This is a genomic window from Streptomyces sp. NPDC045695, from assembly GCF_056432025.1.
On the sequence record NZ_JBWKJU010000013.1, the window covers coordinates 109,553 to 135,137 of the forward strand.

Consider the following 25,585-nt stretch of genomic DNA (forward strand, 5'->3'; position numbering starts at 1 on the left):
GAAAACGATTTCAGATAACGTCCGGTCTGCAAGCGGCCCGCGCGGGCCGTCACCGTGGTCGGAGAGGAAGTCCCGTGGGACATCTGCTGGTTGTCGAAAGTTGGGTGGGGTCGATGAGCAGGCTCCTGCCACGGGCCATCCGTGAAGGCGGCCACGAGTTCAGCTTCCTCACCCGGGACCTGCACCACTACCTGCGCTCCGCCCCGGCCGACGGCCCGCACCCGCTGCTCGCGGCGCGCAACGTCGTCACGGCCGACACCAATGACACGGACACGCTGCTCCCGCTCGTCGAACGGCTGCACGAGGTCCTCCCCTTCGACGGCGTGGTGTCCTCCTGCGACTACTACCTGCCCGCCGTCGCACGGATCGCCGAGCGCCTCGGCCTGCCCGGCCCCACCGCCACGGCCGTCGAGGACGCCTGCCGCAAGGACCGCACCCGCCGGGTGCTGGCCGCGGCCGGCGTGCCCGGCCCGCGGTTCGCCGTCTGCGCGGACACCGCCCGGGCGGCGACCGCCGCCCGCGAGATCGGCTACCCGCTGGTCGTCAAGCCCGTCGACCTGTGCGCGGGCATGCTGGTGCGCCGCGTCGACGACGAACGCGAGCTCGACCGGGCCTGCCGGGAGCTGGACGGCTTCCCCGTCAACGCCCGCGGACAGCGACGCGCCCCCGTCCTGCTCCTCGAAGAGCTGCTCACCGGCCCGGAGATCAGCGTCGAGACCGTCACCCACGACGGCGCCACGCACGTCGTCGGCATCACCGACAAGAGCATCGGCGGATCCCCCGCCTTCATCGAGACCGGCCACATGTTCCCCGCCGACCTGGCCCCGGCCCTGGCGGCCGAGGCCGCCGACAGCGCCGTACGAGCCGTCGAGGCACTCGGCCTGGACCACGTCGTCTGCCACACCGAGCTCAAGCTGACCCCGGCCGGGCCGCGCCTCATCGAGGTCAACCCCCGCCCCGCCGGCAACCGCATCACCGAGCTGGTCCGCCACGTGACCGGCGTCGACCTCGCCGCCGCCTGCGTGGACGTCGCGCTCGGCCGCACGCCCGACCTCGCCGTCCGCCCCACCGGCGTGCGCAGCGCCGCCATCGCCTTCCTGCTGCCCGAAGCAGCCGGCACCCTCACCGGCATCGACGGCGCCGACCAGGTACGCGGCCGGCCCGGCGTCCTGGAGCTCACCCTGGCCGAACCGGGCCGCACCGTGCGCGCCGCGACCAGCAACAACGAGTACCTCGGCCACGTCATGACCGCCGACACGCAAGGCCCCGGAGCCCGCCGGGCGGCCGAACGGCTGCTCGCCGCCCTGCGCCCCTCATACGAGTGCCCCGACCTGCCCGCGGCGGTGCACGCGTGATCACGCTCGCCCCCACCCTCCCCGAACCGTCGGTGCGCAGTGTGGACGACCTCCTCGGACGGGTCCGCGCCGGGGCCTACGGACCCGACCCCGCCGGGCAGCGCGTCGCACTCGCCTTCACCACCGTCCAGGCCGTGCGCCACGAAGGCCGCTCCGTCGGCTACCGCAACGAGGTGCTCAGCCTGCGCCTCGACGCGGCCGTCGGCTCCTGCGCGGTGGAACCGGGCGCCCTGTCCCCGGCCGCGCTCGACGACTGCGCGGGCTCCACCGTCGCCGACCTGCTCGACCACCCGCTGCTGCCCGTACGGATCGCCGCGCTCGACGCGTACCTGATGCACGTACGCCCGCACACGCCCGAGAACGGCGCCCGCCCCTACCCGGTCCCGGGCGGCGGCACGCTCCAGCGCTCCCGGGCCCGCGCCCGCGCCGTGGCCGACCTGCTCCCCGAGACCGGGCTGGAGCGGGTCCTGGTCGTCGGCGTCGTCAACTCCCTGCTGGAACGGCTCCGCGAGCGCGGGACCGCGTACGCGCCCTGCGACCTCAAGGGCGGCGCCACCGAATGGGGCGAGCCGGTCCTGACCGACACCCTCGCGGAGCTGGAGCGCTGCGACGCGATCCTCGCCTCCGGCATGACCCTGGGCAACGGCACCTTCCAGCCGCTGCTGGACCACGCCGCCGCCACCGGCAAGCCCCTCGTCATGTTCGCCCAGACCGGCAGCGCCGTGCTGCCGCACTTCCTCGGCGCCGGGGTGAGCGCCGTGTCCGCCGAGCCGTACCCCTTCTTCTGGCTCGACGGCGGCCCCGGCCTCGTCCACCGCTACGGGGGCACCCGATGACCACCACCCCGATCCTGCCGCGCCAGGCGGCCCGGACCTCCAACCCCGATCTCCTGCCGCTCCTGGGCCGTACGCCCCTCGCCAGGATCCGCACGGACCTGCCTCACCGGCACCCCGGCTTCTGGGCGAAGCTCGAATGCCTCGGCGCGGGCGGGATGAAGGCCCGCGCCGCCGTCTCCATGCTGACCGGCGCCCGCGCCCGCGGCGAACTCCTGCCCGGCGACCCCGTCGTGGAATCCACCTCCGGCACCCTGGGCGTCGGGCTCGCCTTCGCCGGGCAGGCCCTCGGCCACCCCGTCGTCCTCGTCGGCGACACCGAACTCGAACCCTCCATGCGGCAGTTGCTGCGTGCGTACGGAGCCCGGCTCGAACTCGTCGACCGCCCCGCGGCGGTGGGCGGCTGGCAGGCCGCCCGGATCGCCCGGCTGCGCGAGGTGCTGCGCCGGACGCCGCGGGCCTACTGGCCCGACCAGTACAACAACCCCGACAACGCCGCCGGTTACCTCACCCTGGCCGCCGAACTGACCGGCCAGCTCGACCACCTCGACGTCCTGGTGTGCAGCGTGGGCACCGGCGGCCACAGCGGCGGCCTGGCCGGCCCGCTGCGCCGCCGCTGGCCCCGGCTGAAAGTCATCGGGGTCGACTCCGTCGGCTCGGCCATCTTCGGACAGCCCGCCCGCCCCCGCCTGATGCGCGGGCTCGGCAGCAGCATCCACCCCGCCAACGTCGCCCACGAGGCCTTCGACGAAGTGCACTGGGTGGGGCCCGCCGAAGCAGTCGACGCCTGCCGCCGGCTCGCCCGCTCCGCCTTCGTCAGCGGCGGCTGGAGCACCGGGGCCGTTGCCCTCGTCGCCGCCTGGGCGGCCCGCGTCGAGCCGGGCGCCGTCGTCGCCACGGTCTTCCCCGACGGACCGCACCGCTACCTCGGCACCGTCTACGACGACGACTTCTGCCGCGCCCACGGCCTGGACACCGCCACCCTCGCCGTCCGCCCCCTGGAGATCCCGCACCCCCAGGCCGTCGAGGCGGCGGGCTGGGCCCGCTGCCGGACCGTGCTGGCCCCGAGCCGAGGAGGCGCGGCGTGAAGCTGACCTGGCGCACCGCGGACCTGCGGCTCGCCGAGCCCCTGCGGATCTCCCGCTCGGTGATGACGCGGCGCGACGCCGTCTGGGTCACCGTCGAACACGGCGGACTGCGCGGCTGGGGCGAGGCCGTCAGCAGCGCGTACCTCGGGCTGCCGACCGAGCGGATCCTGAAGCACCTGGAATCGGTGCGCGCCGCCACCGAGCGCTTCCCCGACCCCGAGACCGCCTGGGCCGAGACCGCCCGCCCCGAGACCGGCCCGGGCCGCACCGCCTGGACGGGTCTGCCGCCCGGGGTCCTGGCCGCGATCGAGGCCGCCGTCCTGGACCTGGTGGGCAAGCGGGCGGGCGATCCCGCCCACCGCCTGCTGGGCACGCCCGAGGCGCCCGCCGCCGCCACCGCCCGTACGATCGGCATCATCGCGCCGGTACCGGCCGCGGCGCAGGCGGCCCGGCTCGCCCTCGGCGGCTTCACCACCCTCAAGGTGAAGGCGGGGTCGCCCGATCCGGCCGAGGACCTCGCGCGCGTGGACGCCGTACGCACCGCGGCCCCGGGCGCGGACCTGCTGCTCGACCCCAACGGGGCGTGGACCGAACGCCAGGCCCTGGAGCTGCTCCCGCGCTTCGCCGCCCTGGGCGTCACCGCGGTGGAGCAGCCGATCGCGCCCGGCCGTCCGGACTCCCTCGCCCGCGTGGCCGAGCGGTCCCCGGTCCCGGTCATCGCCGACGAGGACGTGGTCTCCTACGAGGACGCCGTGGCCCTGGCGGGACGGGTCCAGGGCGTCAACGTCAAACTGGCCAAGTGCGGCGGGGTGCGGGCCGCCCTGTGCGTCCACGAGGTCCTTCGCGGCACGGGCACCGAACTGATGCTCGGCTGCCTCACCGCGAGCTCCCTGGGCATCGCCCCCGCCGTGCACCTCGCCGACCGGGCCCGCTGGGTGGACCTCGACGGGCACCTGCTGCTCGCCGCGGACCCGTGGAGCGGCATCGGCGGAACCGACGGCACCGTACGCGCCGCGGACCGGGCCGGCCTCGGCGTCAGACCCGCCGGGGCGGCAGGGGGCGCCGGCGGACCGGACGGCTCCGGCAGACCGCACGGCGCGGGCGCGGCCCGGTGAAGGCCCTCGCCTGCGTCCGGGAGTTCCCGCTCGCCGTACGCCTGCTCCTCGTCAACCAGCTCGGCGTCAACACCGGCTTCTACCTCCTCGTGCCCTACCTCGCCACCCACCTGTCCGAGGACCTCGGCCTCTCGGCGGCCGTCGTCGGCGTGGTCCTGGGCCTGCGCAACCTCAGCCAGCAGGGCCTGTTCCTGCTCGGCGGTTCGGCCGCCGACCGGCTCGGCGCCCGCGGGGTGATCATCGCCGGGTGCGCGCTGCGGACCGTCGGCTTCGCCCTGTTCGCCCTCGGCGACGCCCTGCCGCTCCTGCTCGCCGCGTCCATACTCAGCGGGCTCGCGGGGGCCCTGTTCAACCCCGCCGTGCGGACCTACGTCGCCCAGGAGGCGGGCGACCGCAAGGCCGAGGCCTTCGCGCTCTTCAACGTCTTCGCCGCCACCGGAGCGCTGCTCGGCCCGCTGCTGGGCACCCTGCTGCTCCTCGTGGACTTCCGGGCAGCCGCCCTGACCGCGGCCGCCGTCTTCGCAGCGCTCACCCTCGCCCAGCTCCTGGTGCTGCCCGCCCGGCAGGTTCCGGCCCCGCGGACCCGGCTGACGGGCGACTGGCGGGAGGCGGCGGGCAGCCGCGGGTTCCTCCCCTTCTCCCTGGCCATGATCGGCATGTACGGACTGGAGAACCAGCTGTACCTGCTGCTGCCCCACGCGGCGCTGCGGGCCTGCGGCTGGGACGGCTCGATCGGCCTGCTCTTCCTCGCCGGAACCGTCGCCCACCTCCTCTTCCAGCTCCGCATCACCCGCCGGCTGAAAGCCGCGGGCAGCCGCGCCCGCTGGATCGCCACCGGCCTGGCCGTCATGGGCCTGGGCTTCGTGCCGCCGATGCTCGTGTCGGGTGCCCGCGCCCCGCACCCGGCGTACCTGCTGCCGGTCCTGGCCGGCGCCCTGCTCCTGCACCTCGGCGTGATGATCGCCCAGCCCTTCGTGATGGAGCTGATACCCGCCTTCGGCCGCGAGGGCCTCACCGGCACGTTCTACGGCCTCTTCTACGCGGTGTCCGGCATCGCGGCCGCCCTCGGCAGCGCGGCGGTCGGCTGGGCGATGGACACCGCCGGCCACACCGGCCTGGCCTGGCTGCCCTTCGCCTGCTGCCTCGCCCTCGGCCTGGTCTCCGCGGCGGCCGTCGCCCGGCTGCACCGAAGACGGGCGCTGCCCGCGGAACCCGGGGCGCCCGGTCCGCCGCCCCACGCCACCCGCCGAGAAGCGAGACCCGATGAGCGAGAGCGATGAGCGAGACCCGATGAGCGAGACCCTGACGAGCACCGGCAACCTCCTGACCGACCACCCCGCGCTGTACGAGGAGCGCTTCCCCGACCCGGACCACCTGGCGGCCCGCTGGGCCGAGGACGTGCTCGCGCGCCACGGCGCCGGACCCCGCGTCCTCGACGTCGGCTGCGGCACCGGCCGCGACGCCGCCTGGCTGCACCATGAGGCCGGCCGCGAGGTCACCGCCCTCGACACCTCCCCGACGATGCTGGCCCACGCCCGCCACCACCACCCCGGCCCCGCCCACCACCGGGCCGACATGCGCGACTTCGACCTCGGGGCCCGATTCGACGCCGTCCTGTGCCTGGACAGCGCCCTGCTGTACTGCCACACCAACGAGGACCTCACCGCCTTCCTGGCCCGCTGCCGCGCCCACCTCGCCCCCGGCGGGCTGCTCGTCGCCGAGATGCGCAACGGGGCCTTCTTCCTCGGCAGCACCGAGCTCCTCGACGGCCCGCGCAGCGACGCCTTCACCTGGCGCGGCACCACGTACACCTCCCACACCACCCTGTGGATCGACCACGGCACACAACTCCTGCGCCGCCGCAGGACCTGGACCGCCGACGACGGCTCCCCGCCGCAGGAGCAGCACTCCGCCTGGAGGCTCCTCTTCCCGCAGGAGCTGCGGTACTTCCTCACCACCGCCGGCTTCGACGTCCTCGCCCTGCACGACGGACCCGGTCCCCGCACCGAACCGCCGTGGAGCGAGGGCGCCGCCCCGCACGGGACCGCGCGTTCCGACCGCCTCCACCTCATCGCCCGGCTCACGCCCCGCCACCCCGCCAACGGAGACACCACCCCATGAACGACGCCCGCTCCCGCCTCGCCCGCCGGGGCTTCCTCCTCGCCACGGGCGCCACCGCCCTCGCCCTCACCACGGCCTGCGGCACGGGCGCCACCGCCCCGGACGCCGAGAACCCCGCCGACGGCGCCCCCGAGCCGGGCGGCCGGCTGCGCGCCGCCTTCGCGGGCGGCGGCGCGGCCGAGACCCTCGACCCGCACGCGGCCAACCTGTTCGTCGACGCCGCCCGCGCCAAGGCCCTCTTCGACAAGCTCGCCGACTTCGGCGCCGACCTCGCGCCCGTACCCCGCCTCGCCGCCCACTGGGAACCGAACGACACCCTCGACACCTGGCGGATCACCCTGCGCACGGCCGCCTTCCACGACGGCCGGCCCGTCACCGCCGAGGACGTGCTCTACAGCTACCGCAGGATCGCCGACCCGAAGGGAACCTTCCGGGCCAAGGCGTCGCTGGATCCCATCGACCTCGCCGCGAGCCGCGCCGTGGACGCCTCCACCGTCGAGTTCACGCTCAAGCGCCCGTACGCCGAATTCCCCAACACCATCGCGGCGTTCGGCGCGTACATCGTCCCCAAGGACACCACCGCCTTCGACCTGCCCGTCGGATCCGGCCCCTTCGCCTTCGTCTCCTTCAAGCCCGGCAGCAGCCTCCTCCTCAAGCGCAACCCGGCCTACTGGGAGGGCGCGCCGCACCTGGAAGAACTCGAATTCGTCATCGCGGGCGAGGAGTCCGCCCGCGTGGGCGCCCTGCTGGGCGGCCAGGTCGAGTACGCCCACGAACTGAACCCGGCCACGGCCCGCGCCCACGAGGGCAAGGGCCGGATCGACGTCGTCCGGCTGCCCGGCAGCGCCATGCAGGGCTTCGTCATGAAGACCGACCGGCCGCCCTTCGACGACAAGCGCGTCCGCCAGGCCTTCTTCCTGATCGCCGACCGCAGGGAACTCGTCGACGGCGCGCTCTCGGGAGCCGGGGAGATCGGCAACGACCTCTTCGGCAAGGGCTGTCAGTACTACGCCGGCGGCCTTCCCCAGCGCGCCCAGGACCTGGAGCGGGCCCGGGCCCTCCTCAAGGAGGCCGGCGCCGAAGGGCTCAAGGTCACCCTCGACACCGCACCCGCCGCCACGGGCTTCATCGAGTCCGCCGGCATCTTCAAGGAGCAGGCGGCCAGGGCCGGGGTCGCCGTCGAGGTCAAGGTCGGCAACAAGGACACCTACTGGAAGGACATCCTGTCCTCCGGAACCTTCGCCTCCTACCGTTCGGGCGCCATGCCCATCGAGTCCCACGTCTCCCAGCGGCTGCTCACCGGCTCCACCACCAACGCCACCAAGTGGCAGCACAAGGACTTCGACGACCTGTACCAGCAGGCCCAGTCCACCCGCGACGGGAAGGAACGCACCGCCCTCTACGAGCGCATGCAGCGCCGGCTCCACGACGAAGGGGGCTTCCTGATCTGGGGGTTCGCCGACTGGATCGTCGCCACCGCTCCCCGGGTGCGCGGGGTGTCCAAGACGGCCCCCGCCAACACCCTCGACTGGGCGCGCTTCGACAAGATCTGGCTCGCGTGACGGGCGGCCTTCCTTGGATCGGCCGCCGTCTGCTCCTGGGCCTGGGGCAGACGGCGGCCGTCGTCCTGCTCGTCTTCGCCCTCACCGAGGCGCTGCCCGGCGACGCGGCCGTCGCGCTGGCCGGGGAGCAGCCCGACCCCGAGCGCATCGCCCGCATCCGCGCGGCCATGCGGCTGGATCGGCCGGCCGCCGAGCGGCTCATGGAGTGGCTCACCGGCCTGCTCCACGGCGACCTCGGCACCTCCCTGGTGACGGGACGGCCCGTCACCGGCCATCTCGCGGCGGGCCTCGGCCCCACTCTCCTCCTCGCCGCCGCCACGCTCACCGTGCTGGTCCCGCTCTCCGTCGGCCTGGGCGTGCTCGCCGCCCGGCGCGAGGGCGGCCTCGTCGACCGCACCGTCAGCGCCCTGACCCTGGCCGTGCACGCAGTACCGGAATTCGCCCTCGGCGTGCTGCTGGCCGCGCTGTTCGCCCTGCACTTGGGCTGGCTCCCGGCCACCGCGGTCGCCACCGACCTCGCGGCGCGGCCCGCGGCCGTGGTCCTGCCCGTCCTGGTTCTGACGGCCCGGCCGGTGTGCACCCTCAGCCGTCTGGTGCGCGCCGGGATGATCGAGGCGATGGCCTCGCCGTACGTCGCCCAGGCCCGCCGGTACGGACTGTCCGCCGCCCGCATCCGCTGGGCCCACGCCCTGCCCGGCGCCCTGGCACCCGCCGCCCAGCAACTGGCGCGCACCTGCGACTGGCTCCTGAGCGGGGTGATCGTCGTCGAGGCCCTGTTCGTCGTGCCCGGCCTCGGCACCGTGCTCATCGAGGCCGTCGCCGCCCGCGACGTACCGGTCGTCCAGGGCATGGCGGTGGTCTTCGGCGTCGTCACCGTCCTGGCCAACCTCGGCGCCGACCTCGTCGCACGCCGTTTCGCACCCCGCTCGGAGGCGGCCGCGTGAAACTCCCCCCGGCGCGGTACGCCCTCGGCATCGCGCTCGTGTGCGTACCCCTGCTGCTCGCCCTCCTCGGACCACTGGCCGCGGGCCCCGCCGGCCCGAGGTCCGTCTCCTTCTCCGCGGGCCCCGGCCACTGGCTCGGAACCGACTTCGCCGGCCGGGACGTCTGGCGCCAGGTCCTGCTCGGCGGCGGGTCCGTGGTGCTCGTGGCACTCGGTGCGACCCTGCTGGCCTACCTCCTGGCCCTGCCGGTCGGGCTCGCCGCCGCGCTCACCCGCCGGACCTGGCTTCAGGAGGCCTTGATGAGACCGCTGGACGTGCTGATCGCCGTACCCTCACTGCTCCTCGTGCTGCTCGTCGCGGCCACCTTCACCCCGGGGCCCGCCGGGCTGACCGCCCTGGTCGGACTGGCCGCCGTACCCGACGCGGCGCGCGTCGTGTACGCGGCGGCGGTCGAGGTGTCCTCCCGGCCGGCCGTCGAAGCGCTCCGCATGCAGGGCGAGTCCTGGTGGCGCACGGCGCTGGGCTACGTGGCCCGCTCCCTGCGGCGCACGCTCGCCGCGGACGCCGGTATCCGCCTGACCGGGGCCCTGTACCTGGTGGCCACCGCCGCGTTCCTCGGCGTCGGCGTCGCACCGGACGCCGCCGACTGGGCGGTGATGGTCGACCGCAACCGCACCGGGCTGTTCCTTCAGCCGTGGGCCGTGGTCGTGCCCGCCCTGCTCATCGCCGCCCTGTCGATGGGCGTCAACCTGCTGTTCGACGCGGCCCTGCAACAAGGCGGCCGCCGGAAGGGAGCGCGGACATGACCGCCGTCGCAGAGGTACGGGGCCTTCGGGTCGAGATCGGCGGCCGGGCCCTGGTCGACGGCGTGAGCCTCACCGCACGCGCCGGCCGGGTCACCGCCGTCATCGGCCCCTCCGGCAGCGGCAAGACCACCACGGGCCTCGCCCTCCTCGGCGAGTACCCGCCGGGCGCCCGTGTAGAGGGCACGGTGCGGACACGGCCGGGCGCGGTGGGATATATACCGCAGCACCCGGCCGCCGTGCTCCACCCGGCCCGGCGCGTCGGCGCCCTGCTGCGCGACATCGCGGCCCGCCGGGGAGGCGGCCGCCGGGAGATCCGCCGGCGGGTGCACGAGGCCCTGGGGCTGGCGCAGCTCCCGGACCCCGCGGAGATCGTGCGCCGCTTCCCCCACCAGCTGTCCGGCGGCCAGCAGCAGCGCGTGGTGCTGGCGCAGGCCCTGCTCCTGGGCGCCGAGGTCATCGTCGCCGACGAACCGACGACGGGGCAGGACCCGCTCACCAAACAGGGCATCGTGACGGAGCTGGCGGCCCTCGCCGCGCGGGGCGTCGCCGTCGTCCTGCTCAGCCACGACATGGACGTGGTGCGGCAGCTCGCCGACGAGGTCGTGGTGATGCGGGCGGGCCGGATCGTGGAGCGCGGGCCGGCCCGCGCCGTGCTCGGCGATCCGGTGGCGCAGCGCGCCCCCGCCGGGCGCGGGCCGCGCCGCCCGGCCGGGCCCGTGGTGCTGGAGGCCCGCGGCCTCACCGCCCGGCACCGCACGGCGCGCGGCGCCGTCGACGTCCTGCACGACGTCACGCTCTCGGTGGCGGCGGGGGAGTGCCTGGCGCTGGTCGGCCGCTCCGGCAGCGGCAAGACCACCCTCGGGAGATGTCTGGCGGGGCTGCACGCCGACCACGAGGGCGTGATCCTGCTCGACGCCGAGCCCCTGCCGCGCAGCGTGCGCGCCCGCAGCAGCAGCCAACTGGCCGCCGTGCAGTACGTGTTCCAGGACGCGAAGGCGGCCTTCGACGAGCACCGGCCGGTCCTCGACCAGGTGGCCCGCACGGCCGTCCGGCTGCGCGGCGCCGCTGCGCGGGCCGCCCGGGAGGAGGCCGTACGGACGATGGAGGCGCTGGGCCTGGGCGAGGTGGCGGCCGGACGCCGTCCCGGGGCCCTGTCCGGCGGGGAACTCCAGCGCGCCGCACTGGCCCGCGCCCTGCTGGCGCGGCCGCGGGTCCTCGTCTGCGACGAGATCACCTCCGGCCTCGACCCCGCCACCCGCGCAGCCCTGCTCGCGCTGCTCGCCGGGCTGCGGGAACGGGCGGAACTCGCCCTGGTGTTCATCACCCACGACCTCGCGGCCGCCGATGCGCTGGCCGACCGCAGCGCCGTCCTGGACGCGGGAGCGATCGTGGAGCCGGGCGGCGGGCGCTAGGCCCTGTCGTCAAAGTCCCGGCTGATCACCTGGTGGGAGCCGTCGGCCCGCCGAAGTCGCGGGCGAACCCCTCGCGGAAGCCGGGCCGCGCCACGGCCCCCTCGAATGCGCGGGCGGCGCGGGCGAGCGCGGCCCCGTCCTCCTGGGCGGCGGTGAGCTCGGCCAGGTACGCGCGCAGGCTCAGTCCGCGGTCCGCGGCCAGCGCGGCGAGCCGGTCGTACACATCGGTGTCGACCTCGACTGGGGTGGTGTCGGCCATGCTCCGAGTATGCGCGCCCGAGGACCCCTCGGGGGCGCGTTCGCGCGCCCCGGGCACGTCGCCACATGACAGAAATGCCCGGATCCATCAGGATCCGGGCACTTCCGAGCAGTAGCGGGGACAGGATTTGAACCTGCGACCTCTGGGTTATGAGCCCAGCGAGCTACCGAGCTGCTCCACCCCGCGTCGGTAGACCTCACCCTACGGCATCACGGGCGCCCCACTCGCCACATTTCGGGACGACCGGCTCCGGAGGTGCGGGCAAGGCCGGTTTTCGCCCCGAAACGCGAGATCATTCCCCCTGGTGACCGTGCGTGCAGGCGTGTACCTTCACGGGTAGCTGTCGTGGTTCCAAGTGCCTTGCCCGTGCCTTTCGGTGTGGGCAGTTTTGCTGTGTTGTGCCGTAGGACCAGGGCGATCACCTCCGTCTTCCACGCCGTGTGGAAGACGTACGTCAACGGGAAGGCATGAACATGGCTACGGGAACCGTGAAGTGGTTCAACTCTGAAAAGGGCTTCGGCTTCATCGCCCAGGACGGCGGCGGCCCGGACGTCTTCGCCCACTACTCGGCGATCAACGCCTCCGGCTACCGCGAGCTCCAGGAGGGTCAGGCCGTGACCTTCGACATCACGCAGGGCCAGAAGGGCCCCCAGGCGGAGAACATCACCCCCGCCTGATCTCGGAGCGACGGAGAACCGGTTCGGCGCTGGCGCGCCGGAACGGCCGACGTGAACACACCCCCACCAGGGCCGTGCGGCGACTGCCGCACGGCCCTGGTGCCGTGAGGGGGGAGACTTCGGGCGGTCAGACCTGCCGCTTGGCGTCGATCTCGGCGATCAGGCCCTCGATCAGGCCCTTGATCTCGTCACGGATGGGGCGGACCGCCTCGACGCCCTGGCCGGCCGGGTCCTCCAGCTGCCAGTCGAGATACGTCTTGCCCGGGAAGTACGGGCAGGCGTCGCCGCAGCCCATGGTGATCACGTAGTCGGACGCCTGGACGGCCTCGGGGGTGAGGACCTTCGGCTGCTGACCGGAGATGTCGATCCCCAGCTCGGCCATCGCGGCGACGGCGGACGGGTTGACCCGGTCCCCGGGAACCGAGCCGGCCGAGCGGACCTCCACGCGGTCTCCGGCGAGGTGGCGCAGGAAACCGGCCGCCATCTGGGAACGGCCCGCGTTGTGGACGCAGACGAACAGGACGGAGGCGGCGGGAGCGGCGGGCATGTGGTCTTCCTCGGAGTCGGATCGGTGCGCCTCGGGCTCGTGTCAGGCCCGGCTGATGTGACAGTATCAGCGCATGATGACGTCAGTCGACACTGAACTGATCCGAGTCCTGGCGGACCCCCTCAGGCTTCAGATCGTGACCCTGCTCTCCCGCGAGACGCTGTGCACCACGCACCTCGTGGAAGAGACCGGCGCCAAGCAGACCAACCTCTCCAACCACCTGAGGGTCCTGCGCGAGGCCGGGGTCGTGGAGACCGAACCGTGCGGCCGCTTCACCTACTACAGGCTCCGTCCGGACGTCATCGAGGGCCTGGCCGGTCAGTTCGCCGGCCTGGCACGGACCGCGCGTGCCACCGCCGAAGCGAACGTCAAACGGTCCTGCCCGTAGGCCGTCTCTCTCGGATCTTGCCGGGCCGACAAGATCCGAAAGAGACGACCCAGCCCGTTCGTCCCCCTGCCCGGTCTCCGCCGACCCGTCTGCCTTGCCTCGTCCCGACCTGGCTTGCCCGCCCGAGGAGAACCCGTCGTGACCGCCACCGAGCCTGTCGCCGCCGCCCCCGCGCCGGATCCCGTCATAGCCACCGACGCGCCCCGGCCCGCGCCCGGCGCCACCCCGCCCCGCACCCCCCTGATCGCCCGGGCCGCCGCCGAGCTGGTCGGCACCGCGGCCCTGGTCGCGGTCGTGGTCGGCTCCGGCATCCAGGCGACCGAGCTCACCCGGGACGTGGCGCTGCAGCTGCTGGCCAACTCCACCGCCACCGTCTTCGGCCTCGGCGTGCTCATCGTGCTCCTCGGACCCGTCTCGGGAGCGCACTTCAACCCGGCGGTCACCCTCGCCGAATGGTGGACCGCCCGCCGGGGCGGCGGCGGGGTCACCGCACGGGAGCTGGCCGTCTACGTGCCCTCGCAGGTCGTCGGCGCGATCGCGGGCGCGATCCTGGCGGACGCCATGTTCGGCGAACCGCTCGTGCGGTGGTCCACCCACGACCGTTCCGCCGGGAACCTGCTGCTGGGCGAGGTGGTCGCCACGGCCGGCCTGATCCTGTTGATCTTCGGGCTGGCCCGCACCGACCGGCTGCGTTTCGCGCCCGCGGCGGTCGCCTCGTACATCGGCGCCGCGTACTGGTTCACCTCCTCCACCTCCTTCGCGAACCCGGCCGTGACCCTCGGCCGCGCGTTCACGGACACCTTCGCCGGCATCGCCCCGGCCTCCGTGCCGGGCTTCGTCGGCATGCAGCTGATCGGTGTCGTCCTCGGCCTCGCGCTGGTGGCGGTCGTCTTCCAGCGCGGGAAGACCGGCGCAGGGACGCAGGGCGAGGCGCCCGGGGCCTGAGCGCTGCCTTGGCGGCGGTCACGGGCGACGCGCCGGTCTCTCGGGATGAGGCATGATCGGGGGATGTCTGATCGCATCATTGCCGCCTGTGACGGAGCGGCGAAGGGTAATCCCGGGCCCGCCGGATGGGGCTGGGTCATCGCCGACTCCGAGGGACGTCCCGAGCGTTGGGAGGCGGGCCCGCTCGGGCGGGCCACCAACAACATCGGGGAGCTGACCGCCCTCCAGCGACTGCTCGAAGCCCTCGCCCCCGGGACGTCCGTCGAGGTCCGGATGGACTCCCAGTACGCGATGAAGGCCGTGACGCAGTGGCTCGCGGGCTGGAAGCGCAATGGCTGGAAGACCTCCTCCGGCCAGCCGGTCGCCAACCGCGAACTGGTGGAGCGGATCGACCGGCTGCTGGCCGACCGTGACGTGACCTTCTTGTACGTTCCGGCGCACCGCGAGGACGGGGACCACCTGAACGCGATCGCCGACCAGGCCGCCAGCGACGCCGCCCGTACGCAGGAAGCCGCCGGTACGGCCCTCGGACACGCGGACATGCCGGTGCCGGAGCCGGCCGCGCCCTCGCGCCGCAAGGCCGCCCCCGCCAAGGCGCGTACGTCCCCGGGGGCAGAGGCGGGCCGCGGACCGCGGGCGATCAAGGCGAAGTTCCCGGGCAGCTGCGCGTGCGGGAAGCCGTACGCCGTCGGCGACATGATCACCAAGAACGGGAGCCGCTGGGGCCACCAGGCCTGCGGCGCCGCCGTCCCCGACGGCGCCACGGCGTAGGAGCGGTGAGGGGCCCGCCGACCCTCATGGGACACCCGCACCTCCTGAGCGGTGCGGTGGGCTTCGGCGGTCGGCGCTCAGCGCTCGGTCAGCACCGAGTCCGTCGCGTCGCGCTGGTGCGGGACCGTCGACCCCCACGGCTGGACGGAGACCGTGCGGGTGGGAGCGGGGATGGAGATGCCCTCCGCCCGGTAGCGCCGGTGCAGGCGCTTGATGAACTCGTGCTTGATCCGGTACTGGTCGCTGAACTCGCCCACGCCCAGGATCACGGTGAAGTTGATCCGGGAGTCGGCGAAGGTGTGGAAGCGGACGGCGGCCTCGTGGTCGGCGACCCCTCCGGAGATGTCGGCCATCACGCTGTCGACGACGTCCAGGGTGACCCGCTCGACGTGCTCCAGGTCGCTGTCGTATCCGACGCCCACCTGGACCAGGAGGGACAGCCGCTGTTCCGGCTGCGTGAAGTTGGTCATGTTCGTCCGCGCGAGGCGGCCGTTGGGGATGATCACCAGGTTGTTCGACAGGTTGCGCACCACGGTGTTGCGCCAGTTGATGTCGACGACGTACCCCTCCTCGCCACCGCTGAGCCTGATGTAGTCCCCGGGCTGCACCGTCTTCGAGGCGAGGATGTGGACGCCCGCGAAGAGGTTGGCCAGGGTGTCCTGCAGGGCCAGGGCGACCGCGAGTCCGCCCACGCCGAGAGCGGTCAGCAGCGGAGCGATGGACACGCCCATGGTTTCGAGCGCGACGAGCGCGCCCATGGCCAGCACGACGACACGCGTGATGTTGACGAAGATGGAGGCCGATCCGGCCACTCCCGTGCGGGCCTGTGCCAGGGACTGCACGAGCCCGGCGATGATCCTGGCCGCCGTGACCGTGGCGACGAGGACGAGCAGGGCGGTCAGGGACTGGTTCACGATGCCCGTGACCCGCGTGGTCAGCGGCAGCGCCGACGCCGCCGCGGCGGCGCCGCCGATGACGGCCGCCCAGGGTGCGACGGTGCGCAGCGCGGCGACGATGATGTCGTCCCCGCTCCAGGCCGTCCTGCTGGCGTGATTGCCCAGCCAGCGCAGGACGGCGCGCAACAGCAGCCCGGCCGCGACACCCGCCGCGAGCGCGATGGCGGCCACCACCCAGTCGTGCAGGACGAGATCCCGGCTCAACGGACCCCCTCCGGTGCGAAGGGCATCGCCGAGCGGCGTATGTGCTGTGTCGTCACTGTGTCGTCACCTGTCAGATCGTGCTGTGCGGGGGCCCGTTCGGACGTGCGTGCGCACCGAACGGGGCTGCCATCCTGCCGCATGGACGAAGGGGTGCTGCAAGGCGGCCCGACGTGGACCCGGCCGGCATGGGCGCGATCCGGCCGCCCACACGCTCAGGCGCCCGAGTGGAGGCCCGCACCGCCGGGACCTTGCGCGTTCCTGCGTGATGCGGCGCCGTTCCGAGGGCCGAGACCGAGGAGCAGATAGCCGCTGGCATCATCTACCCGCTGCGCCCTCGCCCAGCAGACCTGGGGTTCCCCGAAGCTCGCGGCCTGGAAGATCACGGAACTCGGCGCGGGAGCCCACTCGGTGACCAAAAAGAAGAGCGGACTCGTGCTGACCACGGGCTCCGGTGCGGACGGAGCCCTGGTCACCCAGCAGCCGGCCGGCCTACGGCCGGTGGACGCGCAGGTACGCCACCTCGTACGACATCTCCGACACGTCCGCGTCGGGCGCCGGGTGGTAGCGCCCGGCGCACACGGAGAGGTTGACGATGAGGTACGCCCGCCAGCGGCGGCCGACCCCGCGCCGGTCGGCGAACACCCGCGCGCCGTTGACCCACCAGACGACCGAGCGCGCCCCGAACTCGACCTTCAGGTCCACCCAGCCGCCGGGGCCGACGGCCGGGTCCTCGTGGTAGCGCGAGCCGCCCTTGACGTGGTTGGAGAGTTCGAGCAGGTGGGGATTGTCGGGGTGGTACTCGAAGACGTCGATCTCGTTGCCGCCGTCCCGCCAGGTCCAGATCGCGGGCCAGGCCCCGACCTCGGCGGGCAGCCGCACCCGGGCCTCCAGCACGTCCCCGGTCCGCACCATGAAGCCCTCGTCGCTGCCCTCCGTGGTCAGCAGGCCCGCGTTCCACTTGCCGTCCGGGCGGCGGACGGCCCGGAAGGTACCGGTGCGGCTGAAGGAGGGGTCCTCCACCAGGTAGTCGAGTTTGTTGTCGCCGGGGTTGGTGGGGCCGCCGTCCGGATAGGCCCAGGAGCGGCCGGCGACCCATTGGGTGGTTGAGGTGAAGTCCGCGGTGAAGACCGGGGCCTGGGCGGTGTGCGTCAGGTGGGGGTCACGCTCCGCGGTGCTGGTGAAGCGTCCCAGCTGTTGGCGGAGCCGCGTGAGAAACAGAGTGAGCAAGTCGCACCTTCCAGTAGAAAACGGACGCACGTGCAGCATGCCCCGCATACGCGGCAGCCATACCGGCTCAGCGGCATTCTTCGGACTCGAACTGCTGGTCGTCGCCCACGGTGTCGACCTGGGCGATGGCCACAACATCCCTTTTCCAAAGGGCAGTTAATCGCCGCACATCGGAGTACGATCCGTGCCGTGGGGGGATCAATGACATACAAACGCGGCTTCGCGCTGCGCGCCCGCGGGTGCGTGCTGGCGAGCCTGTTCCTGCTCGCGGGGTGCTCGGGCGGGGACGCGACGAAGGCTGCGGGACCCAGCCGCACCCCGGCCGCCGCGCCGTCGCCGTCCGGCACGGCAAGCCCCGGCACGGCAAGCCCCGGCACGGCAAGCAGCCCGGCCGCCCCCCTGGTGCCCCCGCTGGACGAGTCCAAGCAGCCCAAGACGGTCGCCGAGGCCCGCAGGCTGCTCGGCCGCATCGTCATCGGCCAGGAGGCCTTCGGCCCCGAGGTGGTGCGCAGCACCCCGTTCGAGAGCGCTCCCGGACGCTGGCCCGTCCTCGACGAGGCCTGCGTCTGGCAGACCACCGGCCTGCCGGACGACGTACTCGCCACGAACACCCGGTACTTCCACGTCCCGGCCAAGGACGGCCGCGGCCGTCTGCGGCTCAATGCCACGGTCACCATCCACCACGACCGCCGGGAATCCGGCTGGGAGACCGCCCGCGCCATGGAAGAGGTCCTGCGCTGCCCGGGCCAGAAGCTGCGGGAGGGCGAGGAGCTGAAGAACCTGTGGGGCGGCTCCTTCTACCTCGGGGAGCAGCTGAACGGCTGGACCGAGGACGCCTTCAACGAGACCGGCGAGTACGTCAGCGCCGAGGACGGTGGGCCCTACCGCTACACCTGGTCCCAGGCCCAGTTCGGGCCGGTCACCGTGGCCATCGCCGCGAAGGGCGCCGCCGGCTTCACCGAGGAGGCCATGAACGCGCTCGTCGCCCAGGGCACCAGCCGGATGCTGCTGCAGGCCAAGCAGGAGCTCGGAAAGGCGGCGGGCTGATGGAGCGGCTCCACCCCTCGGACCCCTCCCGGATCGCCGGCTACCGGCTCCTGGGACGCCTCGGCGCCGGCGGCATGGGCGTGGTCTACCTCGGCCGCACCGACGACGGTGCGCTCGCCGCCGTCAAGGTGATCCGCGCGGAGTACGCCGACGAGGCGGACTTCCGCGCACGCTTCCGCCGCGAGGCCGAGATCGCCGCGGAGGTCGACAGTCCCTGGGCCGTACGGATCACCGGCGCCGACCCCGACGCCCCCGAGCCGTGGCTGGCCACCGCCTTCGTCGCCGGCCCCTCCCTCGCCGAGGCCGTCGCGGCCCACGGCCCGCTCCCGCTGCGCGCCGTACGGATCCTCGGCAAGGCGATGGCCAAGGCCCTCGGGGTGATGCACGAGCGGGGCCTCGTCCACCGGGACGTCAAACCGGGGAACGTGCTGCTCGGCATGGACCGCCCCCGGCTCATCGACTTCGGGATCGCCCGCGGCGGCGAACACACCGCCCTGACCTCCGCCGACGCGGTGCTCGGCACCCCCGGCTTCCTCCCGCCCGAGCAGGCCGAGGGCCGCCCCGCGGAACCGGCCGGCGACGTGTTCTCGCTGGGCTGCCTCCTCGCGTACGCCGCCACCGGCCGCCTGCCCTACGGCAGCGGCACCGTCGAGGCGGTGCTCTACCGCACCGTCCACGACGAGCCGGACTTCGGCCCCGAGGTCCTCGCCGACCCCGAACTCGCCGCGCTCCTGCGGACCTGCCTCGCCAAGCACCCCGACATCCGCCCCACCGCGGCCGAGCTGGACAGCGCGCTGACCGAGGACACCCCGGGCGAGGGAACCGACTGGCTGCCCGACCCGGTCGTCGCCACCATCGCCGAACGCGCGGCCGCGCTGCTCGCCCTGCCGGGCATCGACGAGACCGCCGCCGACCCGGACGCCGCCCCCGCCCCCGGTGCGGCCGCGCCCTCCCGCAGGCGCTTCCTCGCCCTCGCCTCCGGCGGCGCCGTGCTCGCGGCCGGCGGTGGCCTGGCCGCCTGGCTGGCGCTGCGCCGGGACGGGAAGCCCAGGGCCGCGGCCGCACCCGGCACCCGCCAGTGGGTCATCGGCGTGCACGGCGACCTGTCCGGCCCCCAGCAGGCCATCGGGCAGGCGCAGGAACGCGGGGTGCGTCTGGCCGTCGACGCCTTCAACGCCCGTAAGGACAAGCCCTTCACGCTGGCCGTCGCCACCGCCGACGACGCGGGCAGGGCCGACCGTTCGGCGGCCGCCGCCACCCAACTCATCTCCCAGCGGGACCTGTTCGCCGTGATCGGCCCGACCGGCAACGACTCCGTCATCCCGTGCCTCGAACTGTACGGCGAGGCCTCCGTCCCCCTGGTCAGCGTCTCCGCCCTGGCGACCACCTACAGCGTCACCGACCGGCGCAGCTTCTTCCAGAGCTGCCCGATCACCTCGGCGCAGGCCGCCGCGGTCAACTTCCAACTCGCCGGGAAACAGGGCGTGCGGCGGCTGGGCATCCTCAGCGACCGCGACGGCGACACGGACAGCTGGCAGACGGCCCAACTGGCCGGCCGCACCCTCGCCTACTTCGCGCCCGAGGCCACCTTCTACGCCCGCGTCGTCCCGCGCGGTACCGAGGACCTGGCCCCGGTCGTCACCGACATCCTCGCGCACGGCGTCGACGGCCTCTTCTACACCGGCAGTCCGGCCGGAGCGGCCGAGGTCGCCGGACTCCTGGCCGCCGCCGGCTTCAAGGGACCGCGAGCGGCCGACTACGGCCTCGCCGGACCGGAGTTCCTCAAGGCCGCCGGCCCGGCCGCCGACGGCTGGCAGTTCTGCGCGCCGTACACCGGCCCGGAGGCCCCCGAGGTCGCGGAGGTGGCCCGCGCGCACCGGGCCACGTACGGGTCGGACCCCGAGGTCTGGACCGCCGAGTCCTTCGACGCGACCCGGCTGGTCATCGACCGGCTGGTCACCGGCGCGCAGGGCGGCGGCCGCCCCTCCCGGGCCGACCTGCTGACCGCGCTCGCCCAGGGCACCTTCCGCGGCCTGACCAAGGAGTACGCCTTCGACGAGCTCCGGCAGCTCAAGGGCAACTTCTTCTACCTGCACCGGGTGGAGGGCGGCCGCATCCGTTACGCGGGCCCGGCCACAGAGCCCCCGGCCGGATAGCCGCCCGTGCGCCCCCTCACCCGCGCCGATCCTGCCGCGATCGGCGGCAACCGGCTGCTGGGCCGCCTCGGTTCGGGCGGCATGGGCACGGTGTACCTCGCCCGCTCCGCCACGGGCACGCTGGTGGCGGTCAAGGTCATCCGCGCCGACCACGCCGAGAAGCCCGACTTCCGCATCCGCTTCCGACGCGAGGTGGAGGCCGCCGGGCAGCTCGCCGGACGCTGGGTGGTCCCGGTGGTCGCCGCCGACCCGGAGGCGCGCGAGCCCTGGCTGGCCACCCCGTTCGTCCCCGGGCCCTCGCTGGCCGAGGCGGTGGGAGGCTACGGTCCCCTGCCCGCCCGCTCCGTACGGACGCTGGGGGCACGGCTCGCCGAAGCACTGGAGCAGGTGCACGGCGCCGGGCTGGTCCACCGCGATGTGAAACCGGGCAACATCCTGCTCGCACCGGACGGGCCCCGGCTCATCGACTTCGGGATCGCCCGCGCCGAGGGCGCGGCCACGCTGACGTCCGTCGACGCCGTCCTCGGGACCCCGGGATACATGGCCCCCGAGCAGGCCCGGCTGGGCGGGCCCCCGGCGGGCGCGGCGAGCGATGTGTTCTCCCTCGGCTGCGTCCTCGCCTACGCCGCGACCGGACACGGCCCCTTCGGCGGCGGACACGCGGCCGCGGTGGTCTACCGTACGGTGCACGACGAACCCGAACTCGGCGGGCTCCCCGGCGAGTTGCTCGACGTGGTGCTGGCCTGCCTGGCCAAGGACCCGGCCGCGCGGCCGACACCGGCGCGGCTGCGCGCCCTGCTGGGAGGCGACGGGCCCGGCGCGGACGCCGAGGACTGGCTGCCGCCCCCGCTGCCCCGGCTCATCGCCGAACGCTCCACCAGGGCCCTGGACCTGCCCGCCCCGGAGCCCACCCGGATCGACGGGCCGCCCGCCGGCCGGGGTCCGACGCGCAGACGGCTGCTCCTCGCCGCCGCGGGCCTGGTCGCCGTCGGCGCACCGCTCGCCCGGTTCGCCACCGGCGGGAAGGACGGCGCCGCGCCGCCGCCGGCCCGCGATCCCGCCACGCTCACCCTGGCCCTGCAAGCCGACCTGACCGGGCCCGGCAAGGCGGCCGGCCAGGCGCACGAGCGCGGCATGAAGCTGGCCGTGGACCAGCACAACCACCGGAAGGACGCCCCGTTCCGGCTGGCCCTGCGCGTCGCCGACGACGGCGGCGACACCGCGCGCGCCGCGCAGGTGGCCAAGGAGCTGCTCGCCGACCCCGCGGTGCTCGCCCTCACCGGTCCCACCACGGACGCCGCCGTGCCCGCGCTGGCCGCCGCCTGCGCCGCGGCGGACCTCGCCCTGCTGCTGGTGTCGGTCGACAGCACCGAGACCGCCCAGTCGCAGTGGCGGACGCTGTGCGCCACCCGCCCGTCGGGGGAGAAGCTCGCCCTCCCGGTGCTCGACTACCTCAGCCGCGTACGGCCCGTCCGCCGCACCGCCCTGGTCGAGGACGTGGAGGGCGGCGAACCCACCTGGCCGCTCGTGCGCTCCCTCCAGCAGACCCCGCCCTCCATGGGCACCCTCAGCGTCCACCGGATGCCGGCGGGCAGCTCCGACTTCGCCGGCGCCGTACGCGAGCTGACCGGGGCCCGCGCCGAGGCCGTCGTCTACGCGGGCACCTCGCCGCAGCGCGCGGCCCGGCTGGCCCGCGAGCTGACCGGAGCCGGGTTCCAGGGGCCGCGCGTCGCCACCCAGTACGCGATGGAACCGGCCTTCCTCGCGGACGCCGGCCCCTCCGCCGAGGGCTGGGTGTTCAGCGCGCTGTTCACCGACCCGCTGGCCGTACCGGAAGCCGCCGCGTTCGTCGCCGCGCACCGGGCCGCATACGGGGAGCCGCCCGCCCGCTGGGCCACCGAGGCGTACGACGCGGTGGGCCTGCTGGCCGCGGCCCTGACCGGCCTGGCGGACGAGGGTCGCGACCGCGCGGCCCTGACCCGCCGGGTCTTCCGTACGGCCCATCAGGGCCTGGCCAAACCGCTGGCCTTCGACACCGGCACCCACGTCCTGACCGGAAACCGCCTCGGCCACCTCTACCGGGCCGAGAGCGGCGCGTACCGGTACCTGGGCCTCCACCCGGACGTGCCCGTGGGAACGTGAGAGCGGCCCGACAGCGGCCGGGGAACGGCCCGGGACGGCTCCGAGCGGCTACTCGAAGCGGCTGGTGTCGCCCGCCCCGCGGCGGACGATCTCGGCCTCGCCGCCGGAGAAGTCGATGACCGTGGTCGGCTCGGTGCCGCAGTCACCCGAGTCCAGCACGGCGTCCACCTCGTGCTCCAGCCGTTCCTTGATCTCCCAGCCCTGGGTCATCGGCTCTTCCTCGTCGGGCAGCAGCAGGGTGGTGGAGAGCAGCGGCTCACCGAGCTCGGCGAGCAGGGCCTGAGTGACGACGTGGTCGGGAATCCGGACACCGACCGTCTTCTTCTTGGGGTGCAGCAGCTGGCGCGGCACCTCCGACGTCGCGGGGAGGATGAAGGTGTAGCTTCCCGGCGTCGCCGCCTTGATCGCCCGGAACACCTTGTTGTCGATGTGTACGAACTGACCCAGTTGGGCGAAGTTCTGGCACACCAGGGTGAAGTGGTGACGGTCGTCGAGGTTGCGGATCGACCGGATCCGGCTGAGGCCGTCCCGGTTGCCCAGCTGGCACCCCAGCGCGAAACAGGAGTCGGTGGGGTACGCGACGAGCGCGCCGGAGCGGATGATGTCGGCCACGTTGCCGATGGTGCGACGCTGAGGATTCTCGGGGTGCACATCGAAGTATTTCGCCATCCGCCGAGACTACGGGGTCGGGCGCCCGCCCCGGCCGGAGCGGGCCGGAGCTGCTCCGGACGCTCCCGGGCGGGTTCGGAGGGACCATGAGAGATAGCCGGCCGTCTCGGACCCCCCACAGGGCCCGTGCGGGCGGCGCGGCGCCGGGCCGACCGCGGTGGCGACGGCGATGCGACGGCGACGGTGAAGGCGACGGAAGGGAGCCTCCTCGATGGGTGCGATCGACGGCGTGGGGGCCGGTGGGGCCTGGCCCGCCTTGAGCCGGCCGCCCGCCGACGCCGAGGTCTCGCCGCCGAGCGGGCTGCTCGACGTGCTGAACGTCGCCGCTGTCGTCCTCGACGCCGAAGGGCGCGTGGCGCTGTGGAGCCCGCAGGCCGAGCAGCTGTTCGGCTGGACGGCACGGGAGGCACTGGGCCGGCCCGCCGCCGGGCTGCTGGCCTCCAAGGAGCACGTCGGCCTGCTCACGGAGCTGTTCGCCCGGGTCATGGGAGGCGCGGGGGACTGGGCGGGAGCCTTCCCGGTCCGGCACAAGGACGGCTCGACGCGCCTGGTGGAATTCCGCAACATGCGGCTGCTCGACGAGCGCGGGCAGCTGTACGCGCTGGGCATCGCGACCGACCGCACCAGGCTGCGGCAACTGGAGCGGGACCTGGCGCTGTCCGCGCGCCTGGTGGCCCAGTCCCCGATCGGCCTCGCCGTCCTGGACACGGACCTGCGGTACGTCCTGGTCAACCCGACGCTGGAACGGATCAACGGGCTGCCGGCCTCCCAGCACATCGGCCGCGGGGTCCGCGAGGCCCTGTCCTTCCTCGACGACGCCGAGGCCGAGGCCGCCGAGTCGGCGATGCGCCAGGTCCTGGCCACCGGTACGCCGCTGCTCGAACAGTTCACGGCCGGCCGCACCCAGCGGGGGGACCGCGCCGAACACGCCTGGTCGGTGTCGTACTACAGGCTGGAGGACGCCACCGGGCGGGTGCTCGGACTGGCCACCTCCGTGGTCGACGTCACCCAGAGTCACCAGGCGGCCATCGAGATCGCCCGCAGCCGCAGGCGCCTCGCCCTGATCGCGGACGCCACGGTCCGCATCGGCACCACCCTCGACCTGGACCAGACCGCCCGGGAGCTCGCCGACGTCGTCGTGCCCGAGCTGGCGGACATCGCCGCCGTGGACATCCTCGACTCCGTCCTCGAAGGCCGCCCGACCCTCAGGTCGTCCGCCCACGAGCCCGCGGTGTTCCGCGCCCTGGCCGTCGCGGCCGCGTTCCCCAGCGAGGCCGTCCGCGCCGCGGACCCCCCGGGCGACATCGCCCGGTACGCCGCGGACCGGCTGGTCACCCAGTCCGTGACGACCGGCCATCCGGTCATGGTGGCCCACGTGCAGGCCCGGGACATCTCCCGCATCGCCCGCGACAGCACCGCCGCCGACCTCCTGAGCCGCGCCGGCCTGCGCTCGTACCTGGCCGTGCCGCTCATCGCCCGCGGGGAGGTGCTCGGCGCGCTCGACCTCAAGCGCACCCGCAACCCGCTGCCCTTCAACGACGACGACATCGTGCTGGCGGGCGAGCTGGCCGCCCGCGCCGCCGTGTGCATCGACAACGCCCGCTGGTACCGCAACGCGCACCACACCGCCCTCGCCCTCCAGCACCACCTCCTGCCGCACCACCCGCCGCCCACGCCCGGCCTGGAAGTCGCCTACCGCTACCGGCCCGCCGCGGCCAGCAGCGAGATCGGCGGCGACTGGTTCGACGCCATCGCCGGGCCGGACGACACCACCGTGCTCGTCGTCGGCGACGTCATGGGAAGCGGCATCAACGCCGCCGCCAGCATGGGACAACTGCGCACCGCGACCCGCACCCTCGCCGAACTCGCGATCGACCCGACCCAGGTCCTCCAGCAGCTGGACCGCACCACCGCCGCCCTGGAGGAGACCATCGCCACGTGCGTCTACGTGGTCCACGACCCGCACCGCGCACAGTGCCGGGTGGCCGTGGCCGGACACCTGCCGCCCGTCCTGATCCGCCCCGGCCACACCCCTGAGCTGCTCGACCTGCCCACCGGGGCCCCGCTGGGCGTGGGCGGCATCCCCTTCGAGGCGACCACCGTGCGCATGGAGCCCGGCGACCAGCTGGTCCTGTACACCGACGGCCTGGTCGAAACCCGGGACCAGCCCATCGACGAACGGCTCGACCTGCTGCTGGATCTGCTCGCCGACACCGCACGCCCGCTGGAGGAGACCTGCGACCGGCTCCTGGACTCCCTGCGCCGCCCCGACGACCACGACGACGTCGCGCTGGTCATCGCCCGCGCGACGGCCCTACCGGAGGCGACGGCCGAGGACGGTCCGCCTCGGGGATGACCCGG

23 protein-coding genes and 1 tRNA gene are annotated in these 25,585 nt (G+C 74.2%); 18 read left to right on the forward strand and 6 right to left on the reverse strand.

What is annotated here, in order from left to right; translation table 11 throughout:
• The first annotated feature begins 74 nt into the window (after positions 1-74).
• From AC07DU_RS22515 to AC07DU_RS22560, 10 genes are read left to right on the forward strand one after another with little or no spacing between them, the layout of a single operon-like run.
• Positions 75-1,355: an ATP-grasp domain-containing protein gene (locus tag AC07DU_RS22515; protein ID WP_479113134.1), complete on the forward strand. Its 1,281-nt coding sequence runs from the start codon at positions 75-77 to the stop codon at positions 1,353-1,355.
• Positions 1,352-2,191: a Rossmann-like domain-containing protein gene (locus tag AC07DU_RS22520; RefSeq protein WP_479033893.1), complete on the forward strand. Its 840-nt coding sequence runs from the start codon at positions 1,352-1,354 to the stop codon at positions 2,189-2,191. The genes AC07DU_RS22515 and AC07DU_RS22520 overlap by 4 nt, the downstream gene beginning before the upstream one ends.
• A complete protein-coding gene (locus AC07DU_RS22525; protein ID WP_479113136.1) occupies positions 2,188-3,276 on the forward strand; it encodes a PLP-dependent cysteine synthase family protein in 1,089 nt (362 codons plus the stop codon). The genes AC07DU_RS22520 and AC07DU_RS22525 overlap by 4 nt, the downstream gene beginning before the upstream one ends.
• The gene (locus AC07DU_RS22530; protein WP_479113138.1) at positions 3,273-4,391 is read left to right on the forward strand and encodes an enolase C-terminal domain-like protein; all 1,119 of its coding nucleotides are present in this window, start codon (positions 3,273-3,275) and stop codon (positions 4,389-4,391) included. Before AC07DU_RS22525 ends, AC07DU_RS22530 begins: the two co-directional genes overlap by 4 nt.
• Positions 4,388-5,671 carry an MFS transporter gene (locus tag AC07DU_RS22535; protein ID WP_479113140.1) on the forward strand — a complete coding sequence of 428 codons (1,284 nt, stop codon included), beginning with the start codon at positions 4,388-4,390 and terminating at the stop codon, positions 5,669-5,671. The genes AC07DU_RS22530 and AC07DU_RS22535 overlap by 4 nt, the downstream gene beginning before the upstream one ends.
• Positions 5,655-6,512, forward strand: coding sequence for a class I SAM-dependent methyltransferase (locus AC07DU_RS22540; RefSeq protein WP_479113142.1), 858 nt, complete (start codon positions 5,655-5,657; stop codon positions 6,510-6,512). Before AC07DU_RS22535 ends, AC07DU_RS22540 begins: the two co-directional genes overlap by 17 nt.
• The gene (locus AC07DU_RS22545) at positions 6,509-8,074 is read left to right on the forward strand and encodes an ABC transporter substrate-binding protein (protein ID WP_479113144.1); all 1,566 of its coding nucleotides are present in this window, start codon (positions 6,509-6,511) and stop codon (positions 8,072-8,074) included. Before AC07DU_RS22540 ends, AC07DU_RS22545 begins: the two co-directional genes overlap by 4 nt.
• On the forward strand, positions 8,071-9,018 hold the full coding sequence (locus AC07DU_RS22550; RefSeq protein WP_479113146.1) for an ABC transporter permease: 948 nt from the start codon (positions 8,071-8,073) through the stop codon (positions 9,016-9,018). The genes AC07DU_RS22545 and AC07DU_RS22550 overlap by 4 nt, the downstream gene beginning before the upstream one ends.
• On the forward strand, positions 9,015-9,824 hold the full coding sequence (locus tag AC07DU_RS22555) for an ABC transporter permease subunit (protein WP_479033914.1): 810 nt from the start codon (positions 9,015-9,017) through the stop codon (positions 9,822-9,824). Before AC07DU_RS22550 ends, AC07DU_RS22555 begins: the two co-directional genes overlap by 4 nt.
• The gene (locus tag AC07DU_RS22560; RefSeq protein WP_479113148.1) at positions 9,821-11,236 is read left to right on the forward strand and encodes an ABC transporter ATP-binding protein; all 1,416 of its coding nucleotides are present in this window, start codon (positions 9,821-9,823) and stop codon (positions 11,234-11,236) included. The genes AC07DU_RS22555 and AC07DU_RS22560 overlap by 4 nt, the downstream gene beginning before the upstream one ends.
• A gap of 25 nt (positions 11,237-11,261) precedes the next feature.
• Here AC07DU_RS22560 and AC07DU_RS22565 read toward each other — a convergent pair whose 3' ends face one another.
• Positions 11,262-11,495: an antitoxin MazE7 gene (locus tag AC07DU_RS22565; RefSeq protein ID WP_360905189.1), complete on the reverse strand. Its 234-nt coding sequence runs from the start codon at positions 11,493-11,495 to the stop codon at positions 11,262-11,264.
• Positions 11,496-11,607: 112 nt separating this feature from the next.
• Positions 11,608-11,681: transfer RNA gene (locus AC07DU_RS22570), tRNA-Met, on the reverse strand.
• Positions 11,682-11,968: 287 nt separating this feature from the next.
• On the opposite strand from AC07DU_RS22570, the gene AC07DU_RS22575 reads away from it, so the two are divergent.
• Complete coding sequence (locus tag AC07DU_RS22575) at positions 11,969-12,172, forward strand: cold-shock protein (RefSeq protein WP_030384970.1); 204 nt, start codon at positions 11,969-11,971, stop codon at positions 12,170-12,172.
• A gap of 127 nt (positions 12,173-12,299) precedes the next feature.
• On the opposite strand, the gene AC07DU_RS22580 is transcribed toward AC07DU_RS22575, so the two are convergent.
• Positions 12,300-12,719: an arsenate reductase ArsC gene (locus AC07DU_RS22580; RefSeq protein ID WP_479033920.1), complete on the reverse strand. Its 420-nt coding sequence runs from the start codon at positions 12,717-12,719 to the stop codon at positions 12,300-12,302.
• 73 nt (positions 12,720-12,792) lie between these two features.
• Here AC07DU_RS22580 and AC07DU_RS22585 point away from each other — a divergent pair, with 73 nt between their 5' ends.
• The 3 genes from AC07DU_RS22585 to AC07DU_RS22595 all read left to right on the forward strand — a co-directional run bounded on the left by AC07DU_RS22585 (position 12,793) and on the right by AC07DU_RS22595 (position 14,823).
• A complete protein-coding gene (locus AC07DU_RS22585; protein ID WP_468806491.1) occupies positions 12,793-13,107 on the forward strand; it encodes an ArsR/SmtB family transcription factor in 315 nt (104 codons plus the stop codon).
• 138 nt (positions 13,108-13,245) lie between these two features.
• Positions 13,246-14,052, forward strand: coding sequence for an aquaporin (locus AC07DU_RS22590; RefSeq protein WP_479113150.1), 807 nt, complete (start codon positions 13,246-13,248; stop codon positions 14,050-14,052).
• A 63-nt stretch (positions 14,053-14,115) separates the two neighbouring features.
• Positions 14,116-14,823 (forward strand): ribonuclease H family protein, encoded by a 708-nt coding sequence (locus tag AC07DU_RS22595; RefSeq protein ID WP_360905404.1) that lies wholly within the window; start codon positions 14,116-14,118, stop codon positions 14,821-14,823.
• Positions 14,824-14,900: 77 nt separating this feature from the next.
• Here AC07DU_RS22595 and AC07DU_RS22600 read toward each other — a convergent pair whose 3' ends face one another.
• Together AC07DU_RS22600 and AC07DU_RS22605 are read right to left on the reverse strand one after the other, a co-directional pair.
• The gene (locus tag AC07DU_RS22600; protein ID WP_453287428.1) at positions 14,901-15,983 is read right to left on the reverse strand and encodes a mechanosensitive ion channel family protein; all 1,083 of its coding nucleotides are present in this window, start codon (positions 15,981-15,983) and stop codon (positions 14,901-14,903) included.
• Between the two features lie 489 nt (positions 15,984-16,472).
• Positions 16,473-17,135 (reverse strand): LamG domain-containing protein, encoded by a 663-nt coding sequence (locus AC07DU_RS22605; protein ID WP_479034243.1) that lies wholly within the window; start codon positions 17,133-17,135, stop codon positions 16,473-16,475.
• 276 nt (positions 17,136-17,411) lie between these two features.
• Here AC07DU_RS22605 and AC07DU_RS22610 point away from each other — a divergent pair, with 276 nt between their 5' ends.
• The 3 genes from AC07DU_RS22610 to AC07DU_RS22620 are packed head-to-tail and all read left to right on the forward strand — an operon-like array spanning position 17,412 to position 22,555.
• Positions 17,412-18,257 (forward strand): hypothetical protein, encoded by an 846-nt coding sequence (locus AC07DU_RS22610; RefSeq protein ID WP_479113152.1) that lies wholly within the window; start codon positions 17,412-17,414, stop codon positions 18,255-18,257.
• Positions 18,257-20,413: a bifunctional serine/threonine-protein kinase/ABC transporter substrate-binding protein gene (locus AC07DU_RS22615; RefSeq protein WP_479113154.1), complete on the forward strand. Its 2,157-nt coding sequence runs from the start codon at positions 18,257-18,259 to the stop codon at positions 20,411-20,413. The genes AC07DU_RS22610 and AC07DU_RS22615 overlap by 1 nt, the downstream gene beginning before the upstream one ends.
• A 6-nt stretch (positions 20,414-20,419) precedes the next feature.
• Positions 20,420-22,555: a bifunctional serine/threonine-protein kinase/ABC transporter substrate-binding protein gene (locus AC07DU_RS22620; RefSeq protein ID WP_479113156.1), complete on the forward strand. Its 2,136-nt coding sequence runs from the start codon at positions 20,420-20,422 to the stop codon at positions 22,553-22,555.
• Between the two features lie 48 nt (positions 22,556-22,603).
• Here AC07DU_RS22620 and AC07DU_RS22625 read toward each other — a convergent pair whose 3' ends face one another.
• Positions 22,604-23,224 (reverse strand): L-threonylcarbamoyladenylate synthase, encoded by a 621-nt coding sequence (locus AC07DU_RS22625; RefSeq protein ID WP_360904305.1) that lies wholly within the window; start codon positions 23,222-23,224, stop codon positions 22,604-22,606.
• A gap of 211 nt (positions 23,225-23,435) precedes the next feature.
• Between AC07DU_RS22625 and AC07DU_RS22630 the strand changes: the two genes are divergently transcribed.
• The gene (locus AC07DU_RS22630) at positions 23,436-25,580 is read left to right on the forward strand and encodes a SpoIIE family protein phosphatase (protein WP_479033940.1); all 2,145 of its coding nucleotides are present in this window, start codon (positions 23,436-23,438) and stop codon (positions 25,578-25,580) included.
• The last annotated feature ends 5 nt before the right edge of the window (positions 25,581-25,585 follow it).